At 42.8% G+C, this 19,460-nt stretch carries 16 protein-coding genes; 14 read left to right on the forward strand and 2 right to left on the reverse strand.

From position 1 onward, the window contains the following. Positions 1–392: 392 nt before the first annotated feature. Entirely contained in the window at positions 393–2,210 is a 1,818-nt protein-coding gene (gene pepF / locus KHB02_RS12285; protein ID WP_213139987.1) for an oligoendopeptidase F, read from the reverse strand. A 247-nt stretch (positions 2,211–2,457) separates the two neighbouring features. Here pepF and KHB02_RS12290 point away from each other — a divergent pair, with 247 nt between their 5' ends. The 4 genes from KHB02_RS12290 to KHB02_RS12305 all read left to right on the forward strand — a co-directional run bounded on the left by KHB02_RS12290 (position 2,458) and on the right by KHB02_RS12305 (position 5,366). Beyond that, positions 2,458–2,835 (forward strand): CidA/LrgA family protein, encoded by a 378-nt coding sequence (locus KHB02_RS12290; RefSeq protein ID WP_213139988.1) that lies wholly within the window; start codon positions 2,458–2,460, stop codon positions 2,833–2,835. Then, entirely contained in the window at positions 2,819–3,508 is a 690-nt protein-coding gene (locus KHB02_RS12295) for an LrgB family protein (protein WP_213139989.1), read from the forward strand. Before KHB02_RS12290 ends, KHB02_RS12295 begins: the two co-directional genes overlap by 17 nt. A 208-nt stretch (positions 3,509–3,716) precedes the next feature. Further along, on the forward strand, positions 3,717–4,868 hold the full coding sequence (locus tag KHB02_RS12300; RefSeq protein ID WP_213139990.1) for a lactate 2-monooxygenase: 1,152 nt from the start codon (positions 3,717–3,719) through the stop codon (positions 4,866–4,868). A 12-nt stretch (positions 4,869–4,880) separates the two neighbouring features. Further along, positions 4,881–5,366 carry a PaaI family thioesterase gene (locus KHB02_RS12305; protein ID WP_213139991.1) on the forward strand — a complete coding sequence of 162 codons (486 nt, stop codon included), beginning with the start codon at positions 4,881–4,883 and terminating at the stop codon, positions 5,364–5,366. Between the two features lie 57 nt (positions 5,367–5,423). Here the strand turns inward: KHB02_RS12305 and KHB02_RS12310 are convergent, their stop codons facing one another. Continuing rightward, positions 5,424–6,326 (reverse strand): TetR/AcrR family transcriptional regulator, encoded by a 903-nt coding sequence (locus KHB02_RS12310; protein WP_338088284.1) that lies wholly within the window; start codon positions 6,324–6,326, stop codon positions 5,424–5,426. A gap of 184 nt (positions 6,327–6,510) precedes the next feature. Between KHB02_RS12310 and KHB02_RS12315 the strand changes: the two genes are divergently transcribed. The 10 genes from KHB02_RS12315 (at position 6,511) to KHB02_RS12360 (ending at position 19,444) form a co-directional block, all read left to right on the forward strand. Beyond that, complete coding sequence (locus KHB02_RS12315; RefSeq protein WP_213139992.1) at positions 6,511–8,091, forward strand: DHA2 family efflux MFS transporter permease subunit; 1,581 nt, start codon at positions 6,511–6,513, stop codon at positions 8,089–8,091. A 94-nt stretch (positions 8,092–8,185) separates the two neighbouring features. Continuing rightward, on the forward strand, positions 8,186–8,953 hold the full coding sequence (locus KHB02_RS12320) for a cobalamin-binding protein (protein ID WP_213139993.1): 768 nt from the start codon (positions 8,186–8,188) through the stop codon (positions 8,951–8,953). A gap of 13 nt (positions 8,954–8,966) precedes the next feature. Then, entirely contained in the window at positions 8,967–9,776 is an 810-nt protein-coding gene (locus KHB02_RS12325; RefSeq protein WP_213139994.1) for a uroporphyrinogen-III synthase, read from the forward strand. Between the two features lie 377 nt (positions 9,777–10,153). Beyond that, positions 10,154–11,521: an NAD(P)-dependent oxidoreductase gene (locus KHB02_RS12330; RefSeq protein ID WP_213139995.1), complete on the forward strand. Its 1,368-nt coding sequence runs from the start codon at positions 10,154–10,156 to the stop codon at positions 11,519–11,521. Between the two features lie 44 nt (positions 11,522–11,565). Then, positions 11,566–12,852, forward strand: a complete 1,287-nt coding sequence (preA, locus tag KHB02_RS12335; protein ID WP_213139996.1) for an NAD-dependent dihydropyrimidine dehydrogenase subunit PreA — start codon at positions 11,566–11,568, stop codon at positions 12,850–12,852. Between the two features lie 22 nt (positions 12,853–12,874). Then, positions 12,875–14,293, forward strand: coding sequence for a dihydropyrimidinase (gene hydA, locus KHB02_RS12340; RefSeq protein WP_213139997.1), 1,419 nt, complete (start codon positions 12,875–12,877; stop codon positions 14,291–14,293). Positions 14,294–14,427: 134 nt separating this feature from the next. Further along, positions 14,428–15,903 (forward strand): NCS1 family transporter, encoded by a 1,476-nt coding sequence (locus KHB02_RS12345; protein WP_213139998.1) that lies wholly within the window; start codon positions 14,428–14,430, stop codon positions 15,901–15,903. Positions 15,904–15,915: 12 nt separating this feature from the next. Continuing rightward, the gene (locus KHB02_RS12350; protein ID WP_213139999.1) at positions 15,916–16,134 is read left to right on the forward strand and encodes a hypothetical protein; all 219 of its coding nucleotides are present in this window, start codon (positions 15,916–15,918) and stop codon (positions 16,132–16,134) included. A 76-nt stretch (positions 16,135–16,210) separates the two neighbouring features. Continuing rightward, positions 16,211–17,827, forward strand: coding sequence for a PucR family transcriptional regulator (locus KHB02_RS12355; protein ID WP_213140000.1), 1,617 nt, complete (start codon positions 16,211–16,213; stop codon positions 17,825–17,827). A 150-nt stretch (positions 17,828–17,977) separates the two neighbouring features. Further along, positions 17,978–19,444 carry a CoA-acylating methylmalonate-semialdehyde dehydrogenase gene (locus KHB02_RS12360; protein WP_213140001.1) on the forward strand — a complete coding sequence of 489 codons (1,467 nt, stop codon included), beginning with the start codon at positions 17,978–17,980 and terminating at the stop codon, positions 19,442–19,444. Positions 19,445–19,460: the final 16 nt, after the last annotated feature.

The following is a 19,460-nucleotide window of genomic DNA, read 5'->3' on the forward strand; positions in this document are numbered from 1 at the left end:
GATCATAACTCCCGAACGCACGAAGGAATCAGAGCTCCGGGCGTTATGAAGAGCTCATAACACCCGATCGACCGTAATAATTAGAACTTCAGTCGTTATGAAGGGCTCCATAACACCCGAATGCCCGAAAAAATTAGAACTCCGGTCGTTTTGAAGGGATCATAACTCCCGAATGCCCGAAAAAATTAGAACTCCGGTCGTTTTGAAGGGATCATAACTCCCGAATGCCCGAAGGAATCAGAGCTCCGGTCGTTATAAAAGGTTCATAACACCCAAACGGCTGAAGAAATGGGAGCTCCAGTGGTTATGAAATTCAATCATTTACAAAAAAGGCAAAATGTCCGCCTCAGGTGGACATTTTGTCTTTTTGCAATGCCTGACACCCAATCCAATTATTCGTAAGACCGCTCAAGTTCCTCGATTAGTGACCCAACATAAGCTACCGCTTTCTTGATTGGTTCCGGGCTAGACATGTCAATGCCGGCATGTTTTATCAATTCTAATGGTTTCATGGTTCCGCCAGCGCGAAGGACGTCGAGCCATCTGTCAACTGCAGCCTGGCCTTCTTCCTGGATAATCTGCGCCATAGCCGTGGAAACAGTTAGTCCTGCGGAGTAAGTGTACGGATATAAGCCCATATAATAATGCGGCTGGCGCATCCAGGTCAGGCGGGCACCTTCATCAATCACCACCGTGTCTCCCCAGAACTCGGAAAGAACAGTGCCAGTTACTTCTGTTAATGTTTTCGCAGTCAACGCCCTGCCTTCTTCGGCCAAAGCATACACTCTACGTTGATACTCAGACTCGAGCAGGTGAGTGACAAAATTATGATAGTAGGTTCCTAATAACTGCAAAACAACCCAGCGGCGCATCTGCTTGTCATCTTTGTAATTTACCAATAAATGCTGGCCCAGCAGCATTTCATTCATGGTTGAAGGAGCCTCGATGAAATACATCGAAGGGCGGACATTCATGATTCGTTGATTCTTATTTGCTAAATAAAAATGTCCAGCATGGCCGAACTCATGTGCAAGGGTAAAACAGCCGCGCATGTTATCCTGCCAAGTAATCAGGATATACGGATGTGCCCCGTAAGGACTTGAACAGAAGGCCCCGGTTGATTTGCCTATATTGTCCGCTCGGTCGACCCATCTTTCATTAAAACCTCTTTCAATTACTTCACAGTATTCAGGTCCCAGGACTTTCAAAGATTCCAAGATTACCTGGCTGGCTTCTTCAAAGGTGGTACTTGGATTGAAATCCGGATCGAGCGGTGCTTTCAAATCACAGAAAAGCATTTCATCAAGACCCAAGACTTTCTTCTTCAAAAGTGCAAACCTGCGCATGTGCGGAGCCAATTCTTTAAAAATGATATCAATCTGATTGTTATACATTTCAAGCGAAACCTGCTGAGGCTCCAGGAGCATGTGAGTGACAGATTCATAATTGCGTAAGCGGGCAAGTGTAACTTGCTTTTTCACCTCTGTCGAATAAGTAGCTGCCATTGTATTCGTGTACTGTTTAAGCGTCGAAACAAAAGACTTATAGGCTTTACGACGAACATCTGTATCTTCCGAAAACTCATAGCGGCTTTCAAAAAGGGCAAAGGAGACCGGCAGCTCATTTCCGTTTGAATCTTGAATTGTCGCAAAGTCCATATCTGCCAATTTTGTCATTTGATAAATTTGATAGGGGGCACCATGAACGTCCCCGAGTGCGGCAAGAGCTTCTTCTGTTTCAGGGGAAAGCCGATGTTTTTTCGTTACTAAAAGCTCATTTAAATTTTTTCGGAATGGTTCTAACCCAGCCTCTTCTTGAAAAAACTTTTCAAGGATTCCTTTTTCAAAATCAAGGATTTCCGAATTGATAAACGATAGGGCAGCAATACTCTTTGTCCGTAATAAAGCAAATTTTGCAGAATTGGCTTGGTTTACCGGATCTGACCCGTCAGCCGATTGCTTTAAGTTCACATATGTCCAAGCTTTGATAATCCGCATCGAATGCTGCTCCTGTGCCGACAGGCAATCCAGCAAGGCTTTAGAACTTGTATGTAAAGTACCCTTATACTGATCGAAGAAGGCAATCTCTTTATCTATTATGTCTAACTCTGCTTCCCATGCCTCTAAAGATGGGAATAAATCACTGAGATTCCAAGTGAAATCCTCGGGTACTTCGGACCTGCTCAGCCGTTTTTCGATTGTTCTATCCATACATGTATTCCCCCTAAAATATTTAGCTTTCCTAAATTTTATCATATGATTCACCTAAAAATTTAGTCAACTTTATTTTATAGAAAAAGTTAGGATATCTCACAAACATCAGCTCTGATTTAAATTTCAGTGTTAGATAACCTTACAACTTTGCAGAATGTTCCTTCACGATATGCCATACTTGCATTATTAAAACGATTCCTGCTCGTTAAACGATAAAAATGAGCTGACAGGAGGGTGGGAACCGATGGTTAATTATTTTGTTCAATTCATCACAATCCTTTTGATTTATCTGATTGGAAATGGATTGGTGCACTGGCTTAATCTTCCTGTTCCTGGGAGCATAGTCGGAATGGCCCTTTTATTCCTCGGTTTGACCTTAAAGGTCTGTAAACTTAAATGGGTCGAAGCTATAGCACAGCTCCATATCAAACATATTACACTCCTATTTATTCCATTTGCCGTTGGAGTTTGGCATTATACGGGAATCTTTCGAGTTGAAGGATTAAAACTGACTGCCATACTCGCAGCCAGCAGCATCGCAGTATTGCTTGTTACGGCGGGAATGGCAGAGTTTTTCGAAATAAAAACAAAGAGGGGGAGGCAAAATGGAAAAAATGATTGAAAGCATCCTTTTATGTACCGCTGTCACGGTAATCAGCTACCTAATCGGATTGAAAGTTTTTAAGAGATATCAAAAGCCGTGGTTAAACCCTTTATATACCGTTACAGTTTTCATCATTTCGATGATTTCGTTGTTCCACTTAAATATGAAGGATTATACTTCTGGTTCTGGGGTGTTCTCCCTGCTTTTGGGAACAGCCACTGTTTCATTGGCTATTCCTTTATACAAACATATCAAGCTAATAAAAAAATATTTTTTGGTCATTCTATGGTCAGTCCTGTCAGGTACAATAACGGGTGTGGCGACGGTTGTGTTTTTGACCAACTTGCTCCATGTAAATAGGGAAATAATGATTACCCTCATTCCAAAATCAGTTACTGCACCCATTGCACTTTCTATTTCACAATCGGTTGGAGCAAGCTCTTCACTAACCTTGATGTTCGTTCTGTTTTCCGGTATTTTATCCCTTACTATTGGGCCTTCTATGTTAAAGTACGCGCGTATCAAAAGTGGAATTGCCAAAGGCTTGGCATTGGGAACTTCTGCGCAGGCAATCGGGGCCAAGAGGGCATTTGAGTGGGGAGAACTCGAAGGTGCTATGGGAAGCATTGCTATGATTACCGCTGCCATCATTATGTCTGTATTCGCCCCTTTAATCCTTTATATTTACTGAACAAGATTGACATTTTGTAATATAAAAGAAGGAAGATGCTCAACTTCCTTCTTTTTCTATTTCCAATAAAAATAAAAAATGTTTTTATAATATTTCGTCAACTCGTTGACCAAGCTATTTTTCCAATGATATCATGACAATGTAAACGTTTTCGATAAACATTATTTTAAAAAAGCATTTAAAAAAATTCATAGGGGAGGAAGTAAAAATGAGTTTCGGTAATCACGTCCAATTCAAGGTTTATCAGCAGTACGAGAAAAATATCATTCCGGTATCCTACGAAGAACTAGAGGCAAAGGCTAAGGAAAAGCTAGAAAATAAGCCCTATTATTATGTAGCTGCTTCAGCGGGTGCCGAAATCACGGCGAAGCAAAATAACAAGGCATTTGAAAAATGGCAAATTGTCCCTAGAATGCTTTGCGATACATCTTCTAGAGATTTAAGCATCGAGTTATTCGGCAAAAAATTGGCTTACCCAGTTTTGTTGGCACCAGTTGGGGTTCAGTCTATTGTCCACCCTGAAGGTGAACTCGCAACAGCCAGGGCAGCAGCAGCCATGGATGTTCCGTTCATTGCAAGTACAGCCTCTACATACAGTTTGGAAAAAATAGCTGGTGAGATGGGACAAGCTCCCCACTGGTATCAATTATATTGGAGTAAAGATAGGGAAATTGCAGCGAGTATGGTGAAAAGGGCGGAAGCAGCTGGCTATGATGCAATCGTCATCACCTTGGACACACCGATGATGGCATGGCGCGAAAAGGATATTGAGAATGCCTATCTGCCATTCCTGGATGCTCAGGGAATCGGCAATTATTTGGAAGACCCTGTATTCTGTTCAAGACTAGACAAATCTCCACAAGAGGATTTGCAAGCGGCTATCATGCTGTGGGCGAGGGTTTTCGGCAATCCGACTTTAACATGGGAGGACCTTGAATTCATTAAAGCTCAAACCTCCTTACCAATTCTACTAAAAGGAATATTACATCCTGAAGACGCAAGGCTTGCAGTAGAACATGGTGTAGATGGAATCATCGTCAGCAATCACGGCGGCAGACAGGTCGACGGTGCCATATCTGCAATCGATGCCTTACCGGATATCGTCGACGCTGTAAACGGTGAAATTCCAGTACTAATGGACAGCGGAATTCGAAGAGGCTCTGATATTATTAAAGCACTTGCGTTAGGGGCGAAGGCAGTTTTGGTCGGACGTCCATATATGTACGGTTTGGCTCTGGCGGGTCAAGACGGGGTTAAACAAGTTTTAAGAAACCTAATCGCCGATTTTGACTTAACACTTGCTTTATCCGGTAAACGCTCTGTTACTGAATTAAATAGAGATTTGTTAAAAAGAGTTTAGGGGGCAAGTAAAATGGGGGAATTGGTGTTAAACGCGATTCAGGACGAATATCCGGATGATTTTGCCTGGTGTTATGGCTGCGGAAGATTAAATGAAGCAGGTCATCACTTTCGGACCGGCTGGGACGGGGATAAAACCGTTACCATCTATACCCCAAAACCTGAACATCTAGCGCTGCCGGGTTTTGTTTATGGAGGGCTTGTTGCTTCCTTAATTGATTGTCATGGTACGGGTTCAGCAGCTCTTGTCCTGCACCGGAAAAATGGCCATGAACCGGGGGAAGGGGCTGAACCGCCTCGTTTTGTCACGGCATCCTTAAATGTCAATTTTATGAAGCCAACTCCACATGGCATACCATTAAAAGCGGTGGGCATAGTGGAGGAGATTCACCCTAAGAAATTTAAGGTGACAACTGAAGTTTTTGCAGATGAAACTCTGTGTGCAAAAGGTGAAGTTGTTGCAGTTGTCATGCCTAGCACATTTGTCCAAAAGGGGTAATTAATGAAAAAAGCAGTTCCTTTACCAAAACCGGGTAAAAGGACTGCTTTTTCTATTTTACTTATCAGTTTTATCAAGACCGATAAAAAAATCTTCAACTATACTTTCCAATTTCTTTAGGTCTTCCTTCAGAATGCCCCGTAGTTGTGCATTTAAAGAAAAAAGGGCGCTTTCAATTAGGAATTTACGAGGCTTTTTTGTATCCAGCAGCTCTTCTTCAATAAAATCCAATAGGCTAATAGAGGCAGATTGCTCATTTTGGCCCAATTTGTTTTTGAGGGTAAATATGCCATGATGAATCCTCTTTTGAAAATCATGCTGATTTTTTTTACAATCAGGGAACCAGGATTCCAAAGTCAGCGGACTAATTAATTGCTCATCCTGTACCGCCACTTCATTCACCATATTTACTAACCGGTTAACTGTATAGCGTACTACATGGCTGAGATTGGCATTTGAATCATGGGTCAATAGCGAAAACTTTAAGTTCTCTCTAAGCATTCCCATAAACATAATGGCACAATCTAATAAATAGTCTTTCTTTTTTTCGCCAAAAAGATCAATTAAACGCAGGTAAACCCAATGTATGTTCTTTACTTTTCCCCGTTCAATAAATTGCTTTAGGTCGGCATCATTAGAAACCAACACCTCTTCAAAAAGGGTGATTAACTTATTTTTTCGATTCGTCTTTAATTGAAGTTCAATCTGCTTAATAAAGATTTCAATATCTGAACGGTCTTGGCCCATTAATAACTCATTTCGTAATGTCGCTAATTCCGAATAAACAGATTTAAAAATAGCAATTAATAATTCATTTTTGGAGGAAAAGTAATTATAAAAGGTCCCTTTGGAAATGCCGCTGTAATCTAAAATATCCTGAATCGATGTTGACTGAAACCCTTTATCAATAAATAGCTGATGGGCCATTTTGACAACATGCTTTTTTCGTTCATTCATCATTTATCACCTTGATTTTTTTTTGTACCGAGTGTATAAATTCATAGTACCTGAATTTTTACTAGTTTACAAACCAATAAAACACGCAGATTTTTTTATTGCAAAAATTGAACAGCGCGTATATTATTATGTAAGTATGAAACAGGGGTATAAAAAAATGAACAACTAGTTTATAGGGGGAAATAGAATGGATCAAACCATAAATAAGTCCGGCCAGCCGCCATATGGCATTATAGCGGTGTTAATGGTTGGTGCTTTTATAGCGTTTTTAAATAATACATTATTAAATATTGCTTTGCCTTCAATAATGAAGGACTTGGACGTGGAAGCATCAACTGTGCAGTGGCTGACCACCGGCTTTATGCTCGTAAACGGAATTTTAATTCCATCCACCGCTTATTTAATTCAAAAATATTCAGTTCGACGATTGTTCTTATCGGCAATGCTATTATTTTTAGCTGGGACAATTCTCGCAGGTACTGCTCACGTTTTTCCTATATTATTAGGCGGACGGATGCTGCAGGCTTCGGGTTCTGCCATTTTAATGCCGCTCTTGATGAATGTTATGTTAGTAAGCTTCCCAGTTGAAAAAAGGGGAACGGCAATGGGCGTGTTCGGCCTCATTTTAATGTCTGCACCAGCCATTGGGCCTACCCTTTCAGGCTGGATTATTGAACATTATGATTGGAGAATGCTCTTCCACTTTATTACACCAATAGCCGTCGTTGTAGTATTAATCGGCTTTTTCTTACTGAAGGATAAAAAAGAAAAAGTGAATATGCGTATTGATATAATTTCACTTGCGTTATCTAGTCTTGGCTTTGGCGGAATCCTTTATGGATTTAGTTCCGCTGGAAAGCGAAATACTTCAGGAGATACAGGCGGCAGTACATGGGGCCAAGGCGGCTGGGATGACCCTATTGTCTATGGCTCAATTATTATTGGAGTCGTATGCTTGATTGTGTTTATTTTGCGACAGCTAAAGCAAGAAAATCCTTTACTGAATTTCCGAGTTTATAAATACCCAATGTTTGCTTTATCTTCTGCAATCGCCATGGTTGTCAATATGGCATTGTTTTCTGGGATGATTTTGCTTCCGATTTACGTTCAGACCATTCGCGGCATTTCGCCAATGGATGCGGGATTGATGCTGCTTCCTGGAGCGATTTTGATGTCCATCATGTCGCCGATCACAGGAAAATTGTTCGATAAGTTTGGCGGCCGTATCTTGGCGCTTACCGGTTTAACTATATTGACAGTAACAACTTTTATGTTTACTAAGCTTGAGCTGCATACTTCCTATACACACTTGATTATTCTATATTCCGTCCGGATGTTTGGCATGTCGATGGTCATGATGCCGGTATCAACGAATGGCTTAAATCAATTACCAGCCCGCTTATATCCACATGGAACAGCAATGAACAATACCTTAAACCAGGTGGCTGGTGCGATTGGTACTGCCTTGTTAGTAACGGTTATGACCAACAGGACTACTGCAAAGGCAGAGGAACTTGGGGCTGCTGCGCAGGCAGCCATGAAAAACGCTACCCAGTCTCCAACACCGGAAGTTATCGCGCAAGTGAAACAAGAAATTATGATGAAAGCCATGTTAGATGGAATTAATTACTCCTTCATCTTTGCGACTGCTATCTCTGCGGTTGCACTAGTCCTCGCCTTCTTTATTAAGCGGGCAAAGCAGGCGGAGGATCCTAGTGAAACAAAGCCAGCAGGTACCAAGGTAACAACTAAATTAGCAGGAAATTAATCCGCACCAAATTTTTTACCAGGTATTCCTTTCGGATGCCTGGTTTTTATATATAATGAATAATGAGATGTTTCGGAAGGGAGAAGGGGAAGCTTTGCGAGTGATTTCGTTATGTCCGAGTAATACAGAACTGATAGAGTACCTGGGCTTGACACACCTTTTAGTGGGTGTTGACGATTTTTCAGATTGGCCTGAATCTGTATTAGCTTTGCCTAAATTGGGGCCCGATTTATCAATAAATATGGACTTAGTTGAAGAACTGCAGCCAGATATGGTTCTGGCTTCACTAAGTGTACCCGGAATGGAGAAAAATGTAGAGGCCCTAAAGGAGCGGGGGATCCCACATATTGTTTTAAACCCGCAATCATTAAACGATATTGAGCGGGACTTAATTATAACCGCTGAAATACTTGGAATGCCGGAACGGGGGACGACGGCCGCGAAGCAATTTCGCGAAAGGCTCGACGCCATAAAATCCTTAGCCGCCAAGGTAACGAATCATCCGGCATTATATTGGGAATGGTGGCCAAAGCCGATTTTCACGCCGGGAAAAATCAATTGGCTGACTGAAATATCCTCAGCAGCAGGTGCCCAGAACGTCTTTTCAGATGTGGATTTGGCGAGCGTCCAGACAGATTGGGAAGATGTGTTAAACCGGAAGCCTGATTTTATATGTCTCGCCTGGGTAGGCGTCCGCAGGGAGAAGGTTCAAAAGAATGTTGTCAAGAAGCGGCTCGGTTATGAACGATTAAACTATTTGACAGATGATCGGATACTCATCCTCGAGGAGGAACTATACTGTCGTCCATCACCAAGACTATTAGATGGCTTGGAAAAATTATATAAGCTTATACATAAATAAGAAGGGGTTAAATATGAACGAAAAAGGGTTGAGAGGGAAGAAGATTATTATTTGCGGATCAAGAAAAATCGAAGAGATTAGTACGATCATTGAGAAACAAGGCGGAATTCCAATCGTCCGGCCCCTCCAAGGGACAGTTTTTTTAGCTGAAAAAGAAGTGGAGTCTGACCTAGTTAAATTTGTAAAAAACGGGGCTGATTGGGTAATCCTTACGACCGGAATTGGAACTGAAACACTCGTTAGTTTAGCGGCAAAGCTCGGTTTGGAGGAGCTTTTCTTAAAAAGACTGCGTGAGGCTAAGGTGGCGGTAAGAGGCTATAAAACGATTTCGGCGCTAAAAAAATTAGCAGTACAACCGGTTGCCACAGCAGAGGATGGTACTACGAAGGGATTAGCTCTAGCACTTGAGTCCTATGATTTCTCCAATAAAAAAATTATGATACAGCTGCACGGAGAATTGGCACCGACGTTAACGTCGTTTTTTGAAAGCCGAGGCGGGTCGGTCCAAAAAATCCTCCCTTATCAGCATATCGCGCCTGAGCAGGAGATGGTTGAAAAATTGTCTCAAGAATTAATGACTACTGAATGTGATGCTGTATGTTTTACTACGGCAACACAGGTTCACTCGCTTTTTGATTATGCACGGGAGCATAATATTTTTGATTTTATAGTACAGTCCTTGAATAAAAACGTAGTAGCCGCAGCAGTGGGAAAAGTTACCGCTGAAGCCTTAAGAGAAGAAGGTGTGAACCGTCTCGTCGTTCCCGAAAATGAAAGAATGGGCGCAATGATTATCGAACTTGCCAAGTATTTCAACGCTTAACAGTATAAAAGTGTTCCTTTTGGAGCACTTTTTTCATTTTGAAAAAATTGTCGATAAAAAAGTTTGTAAGGATAATTGACAATACGCCATTTTTTTACATTTTTTTCAGATGAATTGTGTTAAATTGAAAAAGTATTCAGAAAAGAGTACAGCTAATAATATTTATGTATTTGATAGGATTTTTTTTTACATAGTGATTAATGAATAGGGAGAACTATTTAACAGGATGTAAGGTGTAATGCCGATTTACAAACTGTAAAATAAATGGAGTATGCAGTGTTTTTGTAAAATATATATTGAAAAAGGGGGTTAAAAAAATTATATATTAAAGCGCTTTCATTAATGTTGTTTAATGAACAAAAAGGGAGGGCTTTTATTTGGTAATCGAAAAAATACAACGAATTTCCTTAACGAATCTCGAAAAAAACTTTCAAGAGGTTGAGCCGGGACTTACGAATCAAGAAGCGATAGATGAAGCTAATCGCTGCCTCTACTGTTATGATGCCCCATGTATCAAAGCCTGTCCAACGGGCATCAATATTCCTGCCTTTATTAAAAAAATTGCCTCTGGAAACTTGCTGGGATCTGCAAAGACGATTATGTCGGCTAACCCGGTAGGAGCAAGCTGCGCAAGGGTATGCCCGACAGAGGAACTCTGCGAAGGAGCTTGTGTACTGAATCACTCCACTAAACCAATCATGATTGGCAATCTGCAGCGTTATGCGACAGATTGGGCCATCCACAATAACCAAACTCTATTTGAAAAAGGTGAATCAAACGGAAAGAAAATAGCGATCATCGGGGCTGGACCGGCCGGATTATCGGCAGCACGTGAGCTTGCACGGCTGGGCTACAAAGTGACTGTATTTGAAGCTGCCAACAAGGCTGGCGGTTTAAATACCTATGGTATTGTCTCGTTTCGGTTGCCGCAGCGTATTTCTTTTTGGGAAGTCGAGCAGGTGAAAAAATTAAACGTTACGATCCGAACCAATACGATGGTAGGAAGGGACATTACGATTGAAGAATTAATGGAAGGATTTGACCGGATTGTCCTTGCAGCTGGAATGGGACATGTGCCAGGGCTCGGCATTTCAGGCGAGGAGCTGGATGGGGTTTATGATGCCATTGAGTTTGTCAAAGCTACCAAGGGTGGGGAACTGTCTAATGAATTTGTGGGTAAGCGTGTGGTTGTAATTGGTGCTGGGAATACAGCCATAGATGGTGCGACTTGTTCCATTCGGCTAGGGGCTGAAAACGTGAAGATCCTCTATCGAAGAACCGTAGATGAAATGACAGCCTACGATTTTGAATATGAGTTTGCCAAGCAGGATGGTGTCGAGTTTCGCTGGCTGACTGCACCGCAAAGGATTATTGGAAATGAGAACGGCAAGGTGACAGGAATTGAGTGTTTAAAGATGAAGCTAGGTGAACCTGAGGCGGATGGACGGCGCCGTCCTGTAGCGGTTGTCGGGTCAGAACATATCATTCCAGTTGATGTTGTGGTGAAAGCTATCGGACAAACAAGACATCTCTTCTTAATTGAGCAGTTTGGATTGGAGCACGACGGAGGGGTGGTTAAGGTTGACCCGGTTACATTGCAGACATCAAATCCAGACATATTTGCCTGCGGCGATGTGATTTTTGGCAAAGGACAAGGGGAAGCCATGGTTGTGACGGCTGCCCAGCAAGGAAAAGAAGTGGCTTATGCCATTCACAAACAATTTACAACGGTGGGAACTACTTGACACGAGTCTATTAATCTCATGAAAACTTTAAAGGGGGAAATTTGATGGCTGATTTACGGATTAACCTCGCAGGGATCAATTCGCCAAATCCATTTTGGCTGGCGTCTGCACCACCAACAAATTCAGGCTATCAGGTTCAAAGGGCCTTTGAAGCAGGGTGGGGAGGAGCCGTCTGGAAAACGCTCGGGGATCCCATTCTGAATACAAGCTCCCGCTTTGCTGCCATCAGCTTTAACGGCCAGCGGGTCGCAGGCTTTAACAATATTGAATTGATTACTGACCGTCCGCTCGATGTCAATTTAAAAGAAATCTATGAAACAAAAAAGAAGTTCCCAAACCATGCCATCATCGCCTCCCTGATGGTCGAGCCGAAGCAGGAAAAATGGCATGAAATTGTTAAACGTGTCGAGGCTGTCGGGGTCGATGGACTTGAGCTAAACTTCGGATGTCCGCACGGCATGGCAGAGCGGGGCATGGGTTCAGCCTCAGGTCAGGTGCCGGCCCTTGTAGAAAAACAAACCTTTTGGGTAAAAGAAGTGGCAAAAACACCTGTTATCGTCAAGCTAACTCCGAATATTACCGATATTACAGCAACTGCGGAAGCGGCTTGTAACGGCGGTGCCGATGCCATTAGTATGATTAACACGATAAACAGCCTTATGGGCGTGGACCTTGATACTTGGAATACGATCCCGCATGTCGCCGGGAAGGGTGCCCATGGCGGTTATTGCGGTCCTTCCGTAAAGCCAATTGCCTTAAATATGGTGGCAGAGTGCGCCAGACATCCACAAATCAATGTCCCGATTTCCGGAATCGGCGGCATCTCCAACTGGCGGGATGCGGTTGAGTTTATGCTGATGGGGGCAACCGGAGTCCAAATCTGTACCGCCGCTATGCATCACGGCTTCCGGATTGTCGAAGATATGATTGAGGGGCTGAATCATTACCTGGACGGCAAGGGAATCGCTGCTGCTTCTGACATTATCGGCAAATCAGTGCCGAAATACTCGGATTGGGGAAATCTTGATCTGAACTACAATATCGTGGCGAAAATCAATACGGATGTTTGCATTAACTGTAACAAATGTTATATAGCCTGTGAGGATACATCGCACCAATGTATTGAAATGCTTTCTGATGCATCAGGAAAAAGCTATCTGAAGGTGCGGGAAGAGGATTGTGTCGGCTGCAACTTATGCGCAATTGTCTGTCCCGTAGATGGGGCAATTGATATGATTGAAGTCCCGAATGAAATGCCGCCTATGACTTGGAATGAACGTCAGGCTGCTATTAACACAGCCATAACTTGCAAAGTGGATACAACTAAATGATAGATTAGGAGGGGCTAAACCTATGAAAAAGATTGTTAAAAACGGAACGATTGTTACAGCAGCCGATACGTTTAAAGGAGAAATATTAATTGAAGACGGCAAAATCACACAAATTGGGGCCAATCTTTCAGCTGTTGGAGCAGAAGTGATTGACGCAAAAGGCTGCCTCGTCTTCCCCGGAGGAATTGATCCACACACCCATCTAGACATGCCATTTGGCGGTACTGTAACGAGGGATGATTTTGAATCGGGCACGATTGCCGCTGCCTTCGGAGGCACAACCTCGATCATCGATTTTTGCCTGACCAATAAAGGTGAACCGTTAAAAAACGCGATTCAAACCTGGCATAACAAATCCAAGGATAAAGCGGTCATTGATTATAGCTTCCATCTCATGATTAGCGAAATCAATGATCAAGTACTTAATGAATTACCTCAAGTTATAAATGAGGAAGGAATCACCTCCTTTAAAGTGTTTATGGCGTATAAAAACGTCTTCCAAGCGGATGATGAGACCTTATTTAAGACGCTAGTGACGGCAAAGGACCTAGGCGCGCTGGTCATGGTCCATGCCGAGAACGGGGATGTTATTGATTACTTAACGAAAAAAGCCCTCGCGGAAGGGAACACGGATCCGATTTATCATGCCTTAACAAGACCGCCGGAGTTAGAGGGTGAAGCGACTGGCCGCGCTGCCCGATTTACCGGTCTGGCCAATTCTCAATTATACGTCGTTCATGTTTCCTGTGCGGATGCGGTTGAAAAAATAGCCGAAGCAAGAGCTAAAGGGTATGAGGTGTGGGGGGAAACCTGCCCGCAATATCTAGTTCTTGATCAAAGTTATTTAGAAAAACCAAATTTTGAGGGTGCAAAATATGTCTGGTCGCCGCCGCTCCGTGAAAAATGGAATCAGGATGTCCTTTGGAATGCGTTAAAAAGCGGCCAGCTGCAAACATTGGGCTCCGACCAATGTTCATTCGATTTCAAAGGCCAAAAGGACCTGGGACGTGGCGATTTTACGAAGATTCCAAATGGCGGACCGATGATTGAAGATCGTCTTACCATTTTATTCTCGGAGGGGGTGAAGAAGGGAAGAATCAGTCTGAATCAGTTTGTGGACATTACCTCGACACGGATTGCCAAGCTTTTTGGCCTTTTCCCGAAAAAGGGAACGATTTCCATTGGTGCTGATGCCGACCTTGTCATTTTTGACCCGAACATCGAGCGGGTGCTTTTAGCGGAAACCCATCATATGGCCGTGGACTACAATGCCTTCGAAGGAATGAAAGTCACCGGAGAGCCAGTTTCTGTTCTAGTTCGCGGCGAATACGTGGTCCGCGACAAGCAGTTCGTCGGCAAGCCAGGCTCTGGTCAATACTTAAAAAGGGAGAAATATAGGTCAACTTCACCGGTAACTCAGGATGAAACACTATCAATCTAGCAAACCTAATTTATTCTTGAACCACTCCTGCAATTGCTCGGGCGTGCTCGAGTGATTGCCCCATTAATGAATTATTCATGTCGGTTGTTTTCATTAAATTTTTTATAAAAATTTAACCGAATTGGAGTGTTCATATGAAAAAAAGCCATTTAAAATCACCCGATTTATTGCCCATCCAGCAAAAGGACCGGAAAATCACCAATTTAGGCTACTCCTTTATGTGGGTGGGAATGGTCGTCGTTCTTGCCACCTTCGCCATTGGCGGAGCGGGAGTCATGACCCTATCGCTGCCTTGGGTTATCCTTGCAACAATTATCGGAAGTCTTGCCATTGGTTTCTTTATATCTTTGATCGCGGACATTGGGATTGAACATGGGTTATCGTTTCCGGTCTATATGAGGGCGCCGTTCGGCACGATCGGAACGCATATTCCTTCTATTACCCGGGGTGTAACGGCGTCAATGTGGTTTGGGATTAACACCTATTTTGGGGCAACAGCAATGAACGGTATTTTAAATATTTTATTTGGCTTTGATAACTGGTTTATTTGCTTCCTGATTTTTGCGGTTGTTCAGTTGGTCAACACTGCTTTGGGGATTAAATCGATTGAGAGATTTGCGGATTTGGCTGCTCCAATTATTCTTATAATCTCGCTCTGGATGTACGTGTCGTTATCAGACCAGGCTGCTGCAGCCGGAAGGGACGTTTGGAGCTGGGTGGAATCACCTGTTACTGGCGGTGCTGCTTTTACGGCGTTTTTGGTCGTTATTTTTTCCAACATGGGCTTTTGGGCGACATTAAGTGCTGATATTCCAACGATATCTCGGTTTATTAAGGCACCTGCCAACGAAAAGAACTGGTTTAAACGGAATAAAGGCTCGTTGATTGGTAACCTTGTGGCGATGCCATTAACACAGACTTTTATGATTATTATTGGTGCAGTTTCATATATTGCGGTACTAAATTATGATCCTGTGGTGGCTCTGCAGAAGGCTGCCGGCGGCTTCATTCTTGCCATTTTACTATTAATGATTGTGTTGGCTCAATGGTCAACCAATACAGCAGCCAATGTTGTTCCTGCTGCAACCATTTTTTCAAACGTAGGCGGTCCTAAGTTTCCATTTTGGGCCGGTGTCATTACAGCTGGCATCGTCGGAACGGTCGTTCAGCCGTGGGAGCTGTTTGGTGTTATTATCCCGATTCTTTTATTTGTAGGGGGAATCCTTTCGGCCATCGTTGGTATTTTATTTGCCGATTACTATCTGATTCGAAAAAGAAGGGTCAATGTTCCTGAACTATATGAAGATCATGGGCAATTTAAATACCTTGGCGGAGTAAACGCTGCCGGATTTATTGCTTGGATTATTGGGGCAGCAGCTTCTTACTTTGTCCCGGAATATGGCTTTCTCGTCGGCTTTCTTGTAGGTGCAGCCGTTTATTATGTTCTGGCTAAATATTGGTGGTTTAAACTATTCCGTCAAGCCGAAATTGAAGAGCCGAGTGATGAAAAATATTTAGGAATTTCAGTAGGACGTGACTGGGTTATTGAAGAGGAACGCATCTATGAACCGGCTGCTGAAGAACTTCCGGAAAATCTCGATTTATATTAGAGGAGGCAGGACATGTCTGAGCATCAACAATTTCTTACGGAAAGGGACAAAATAGACTTTTTCATCCAAAAGGGATATCGAATACATTCTGTAAATGAGCATTTGGATGGGGCTACTGTTGAATTTGTACATCCAAACGGAAACGTTACAGAAGCTTTGTTGATAAGCAATGCAAATGCGCGAAAATATTTTTCCAGCCTTTTAATCAAACAGAATTCAATGGGCAAATAATGGTTTCGGAAAAGGATTGACTTCAAGCCAGTCCTTTTCCGAAATTCAGCTGACATTTTTAGGGGAGAACTGCGGGATGAAAGAACAATTCCAGCTTAAAGTGTTAGATATTTTAACTAGAAAGCACTTTGACAATACACGTGTCATTGCCGGACAGGAGGGGCTGACCCGGTTTGTCAAATGGGTGCATGTAGTCGAAGTAACAAGTATTCGGAATCTCTTAAAAGGTCAAGAACTGATTTTATCAACGGGTGTTGCTTGGAAGGATCAGCCCAGTCTGTTTATTTCCATGGTGAAAGAGTTTATTGAAAATCAGGCAGCAGGATTGTGTATTGAAATGGAAACTTATATTTCAGAAATTCCCGAAGAAGTCATTGCAATTGCCAATCAACACCAATTCCCGATAATTATTTTTCAAGAGGAGGTTCCGTTTGTTGAAATCACCCAGGACATTCATTCTGTGATTATCAGCCAGCAGTACCAAAAAATTTCTGATTTAGAAAATTATTCGCAAAGCCTAAATAAACGGCTTCTAACCATCGAAACATATGAGGACATTTTGCAATTTATTTTTTCAGCATTGGATGTTCAAATTATTTTTCGCTTAAAAAATCAAGAATATGAATTTGTTCCGAATATCTCCTCTGCTGAACAAGCCAAAATTCTCGAGCAGTTGCTAAGTACAAATGAACAAGGAAGCGGCCGCATCGCTTCTGTACCTGTATTCTTATTCGGGCAAGAATACGCGTTATTAGCGATCTATTCTGCAGATATCCCAATCAGCGAATACGATTTATTGATACTGGACCGAACCGCAACAGCTTTAGCCCAGCATTTATTAAGGGATTTATATGTAGAGGAAAAGAAGAGGGCAGAAGAATTCGAATGGCTGCACGGCTGGCTTGAAGGTGAGCATTCACTCGAAGATATTCAGGAATACCTCGTTGAAAATGGGTTGACAGTAAAAACAAATGAAGCGGTAGTGGTCATTTCGAAGCTGTTCCCGGTAAAAGAAAAATCTAATCATGACGTAACCTATCTAAAGCTATTATTTCGCTCGGTTTTTGAACAAAACGGCTTTACTGTTTTTATCGTTGAAAAAAGGAATGAGCTCATCTTTATTCTCATCAATAACCGTGCCAAGAAGAATTTGAAGGAACGGGTTAAAAATTCGATTGACTCTATCCGAAATTCCGAATTTTTCCGTAAACAAACATCAGCGCGGTTTACTGCCGCTGCTGGAAAGTTTTCGGATTCATTATGCGAGGTACATAAAAGCTATCAAACTGCCAAGGAAACACTGCGAATTCAAAAAAATATGTCACAGCAGCAAATCTATCATTTTTATGAAGATTTGCATTTATACAGACTAATTTCGCAGCTGAGCAAGCAGACAGATTTACAGGAATTGGCCTCGGAGTATCTTGAGCCAGTTATTCAATACGATCAAAAATATAATGCGAAGCTGTTGAAAACCTTGAAGGCTTATTTAGAATGTAACGGTTCGAAACAGGAAACCGCCAATAAGCTTTATATTGTCAGGCAGACCCTTTATCACCGTCTGCAAAAGTTGGAAAACCTTCTTGGTGAGGATTTTATGGAGCGTGAGAAGAGGGTGGCAATTGAATTTATGCTGCTCGTTCATGATTACCTAACAGCATCACAGCCGAATAAAATTAATCAGGTACGCTAGGGATATCATGATCCGCGTCTTTTTAGACCTTTAAAGATGTCACACTGTCGATGAATTGCTCTTTGCCGTTTTACGAATTGTCTAATGAATGCTTTTCAAGGATAAGAGATAATAGTTTATAAGCTATATATATAAGAAGGAGGATAAAGGATGAGCGTGACAAAAAATGATACTGCGGTTTTAAAGAATTTTATTAATGGGGAATGGGTGATTTCGGCAAGCGGACAGACGCTGGATGTACCGAATCCTGCCACAAATGAACTTTTAATCAAGGTGCCTGTTTCATCCAAGGAAGATGTTAATCTGGCAGTGGCTGCCGCAAAGGAAGCGTTTATGACATGGAAGAATGTCCCGGTCCCGAAAAGAGCCCGTGTTTTCTATAAGTATCACCATCTTTTAACAGAAAACCATGAAGAATTAGCCCGCTTAATTGTTCACGAAAATGGCAAGGCTTACAAGGAAGCTTACGGGGAGGTGCAGCGCGGAATCGAGTGTGTCGAGTTTGCATGCGGAGCACCGACATTAATGATGGGTGAGACGTTGTCTGGTATCGCTGAAGACATTGATTCGGAAATGTTCCGCTATCCGTTGGGTGTTGTCGGGGGAATCACGCCTTTTAACTTTCCAATGATGGTGCCATTATGGATGTTTCCGCTCGCCATCGCCTGCGGTAATACCTTTGTGTTAAAGCCTTCTGAACGGACGCCAATTCTAGCAAATAGATTAGCAGAGTTGTTTGCGGAGGCGGGGGCACCGAAGGGTGTTTTGAATGTCGTGCATGGAGCGCATGATGTCGTAAACGGTTTGATTGAGCATAAGGACGTAGCCGCCATTTCGTTTGTCGGTTCACAGCCGGTGGCAAAGTACGTTTATGAGCGGGCTGCTAGGGAAGGCAAACGGGTTCAAGCCTTATCCGGTGCGAAAAACCATCATATTGTCATGCCGGATGCGGATATAGAAAAGGCTGTTCAACATGTAATGAGTGCAACCTTTGGCAGCGCCGGACAGCGCTGTATGGCCTGCAGTGCAGTCGTTGTCGTGGGAGATAACGAAGCGTTTGTCGCAGCATTAAAGAGGGAAGCTGACAAATTAAATATCGGCAGCGGCATGGATGAAGAAGCTTTATTAACCCCGGTCATTCGCAAGGAACACCGTGATAAGGCCCTTGGCTATATTGAAAAAGGCATAGAAGAGGGAGCGGAGTTAATTAGGGATGGCCGAAAGGAAATGAGTGACCTTCCAAAGGGCAACTTCCTAGGCCCAACCATCTTTGACCATGTTACTCCAGAGATGACCATTGCGAAGGATGAAATTTTTGCACCGGTTTTGAGCTTGCTGCGTGCCCAAGATTTGGATGAAGGCTTGGATTTTATTCGCAGGTCCCGTTATGGAAATGGAGCCACCATTTATACAAATAACGCTAAAGCGATCCGGAAGTTCCGCGAGGAGGCAGAGGCGGGAATGCTCGGAATCAATGTAGGGGTCCCAGCCACAATGGCCTTTTTCCCGTTTTCAGGCTGGAAGGATTCCTTCTATGGCGATCTTCACGTTAACGGCAAAGACGGACTCAATTTCTACACCCGGAAGAAAATGATCACATCACGATTTGACGCATAAGTATAAATAACTGTTA

Source organism: Neobacillus citreus (genome assembly GCF_018343545.2).
Classification (GTDB): domain Bacteria; phylum Bacillota; class Bacilli; order Bacillales; family Cytobacillaceae; genus Neobacillus; species Neobacillus citreus.

Bases quoted from the DNA above. Each gene is read 5' to 3' on its own strand.
- KHB02_RS12350 (WP_213139999.1), top strand. From the start codon at position 15,916: ATGTCTGAGCATCAACAATTTCTTACGGAAAGGGACAAAATAGACTTT.
- KHB02_RS12310 (WP_338088284.1), bottom strand. From the start codon at position 6,326: ATGATGAATGAACGAAAAAAGCATGTTGTCAAAATGGCCCATCAGCTA.
- KHB02_RS12290 (WP_213139988.1), top strand. From the start codon at position 2,458: ATGGTTAATTATTTTGTTCAATTCATCACAATCCTTTTGATTTATCTG.
- KHB02_RS12295 (WP_213139989.1), top strand. From the start codon at position 2,819: ATGGAAAAAATGATTGAAAGCATCCTTTTATGTACCGCTGTCACGGTA.
- KHB02_RS12305 (WP_213139991.1), top strand. From the start codon at position 4,881: ATGGGGGAATTGGTGTTAAACGCGATTCAGGACGAATATCCGGATGAT.
- KHB02_RS12300 (WP_213139990.1), top strand. From the start codon at position 3,717: ATGAGTTTCGGTAATCACGTCCAATTCAAGGTTTATCAGCAGTACGAG.
- KHB02_RS12315 (WP_213139992.1), top strand. From the start codon at position 6,511: ATGGATCAAACCATAAATAAGTCCGGCCAGCCGCCATATGGCATTATA.
- KHB02_RS12360 (WP_213140001.1), top strand. From the start codon at position 17,978: ATGAGCGTGACAAAAAATGATACTGCGGTTTTAAAGAATTTTATTAAT.
- KHB02_RS12345 (WP_213139998.1), top strand. From the start codon at position 14,428: ATGAAAAAAAGCCATTTAAAATCACCCGATTTATTGCCCATCCAGCAA.
- KHB02_RS12325 (WP_213139994.1), top strand. From the start codon at position 8,967: ATGAACGAAAAAGGGTTGAGAGGGAAGAAGATTATTATTTGCGGATCA.
- KHB02_RS12355 (WP_213140000.1), top strand. From the start codon at position 16,211: ATGAAAGAACAATTCCAGCTTAAAGTGTTAGATATTTTAACTAGAAAG.
- pepF (WP_213139987.1), bottom strand. From the start codon at position 2,210: ATGGATAGAACAATCGAAAAACGGCTGAGCAGGTCCGAAGTACCCGAG.
- hydA (WP_213139997.1), top strand. From the start codon at position 12,875: ATGAAAAAGATTGTTAAAAACGGAACGATTGTTACAGCAGCCGATACG.
- preA (WP_213139996.1), top strand. From the start codon at position 11,566: ATGGCTGATTTACGGATTAACCTCGCAGGGATCAATTCGCCAAATCCA.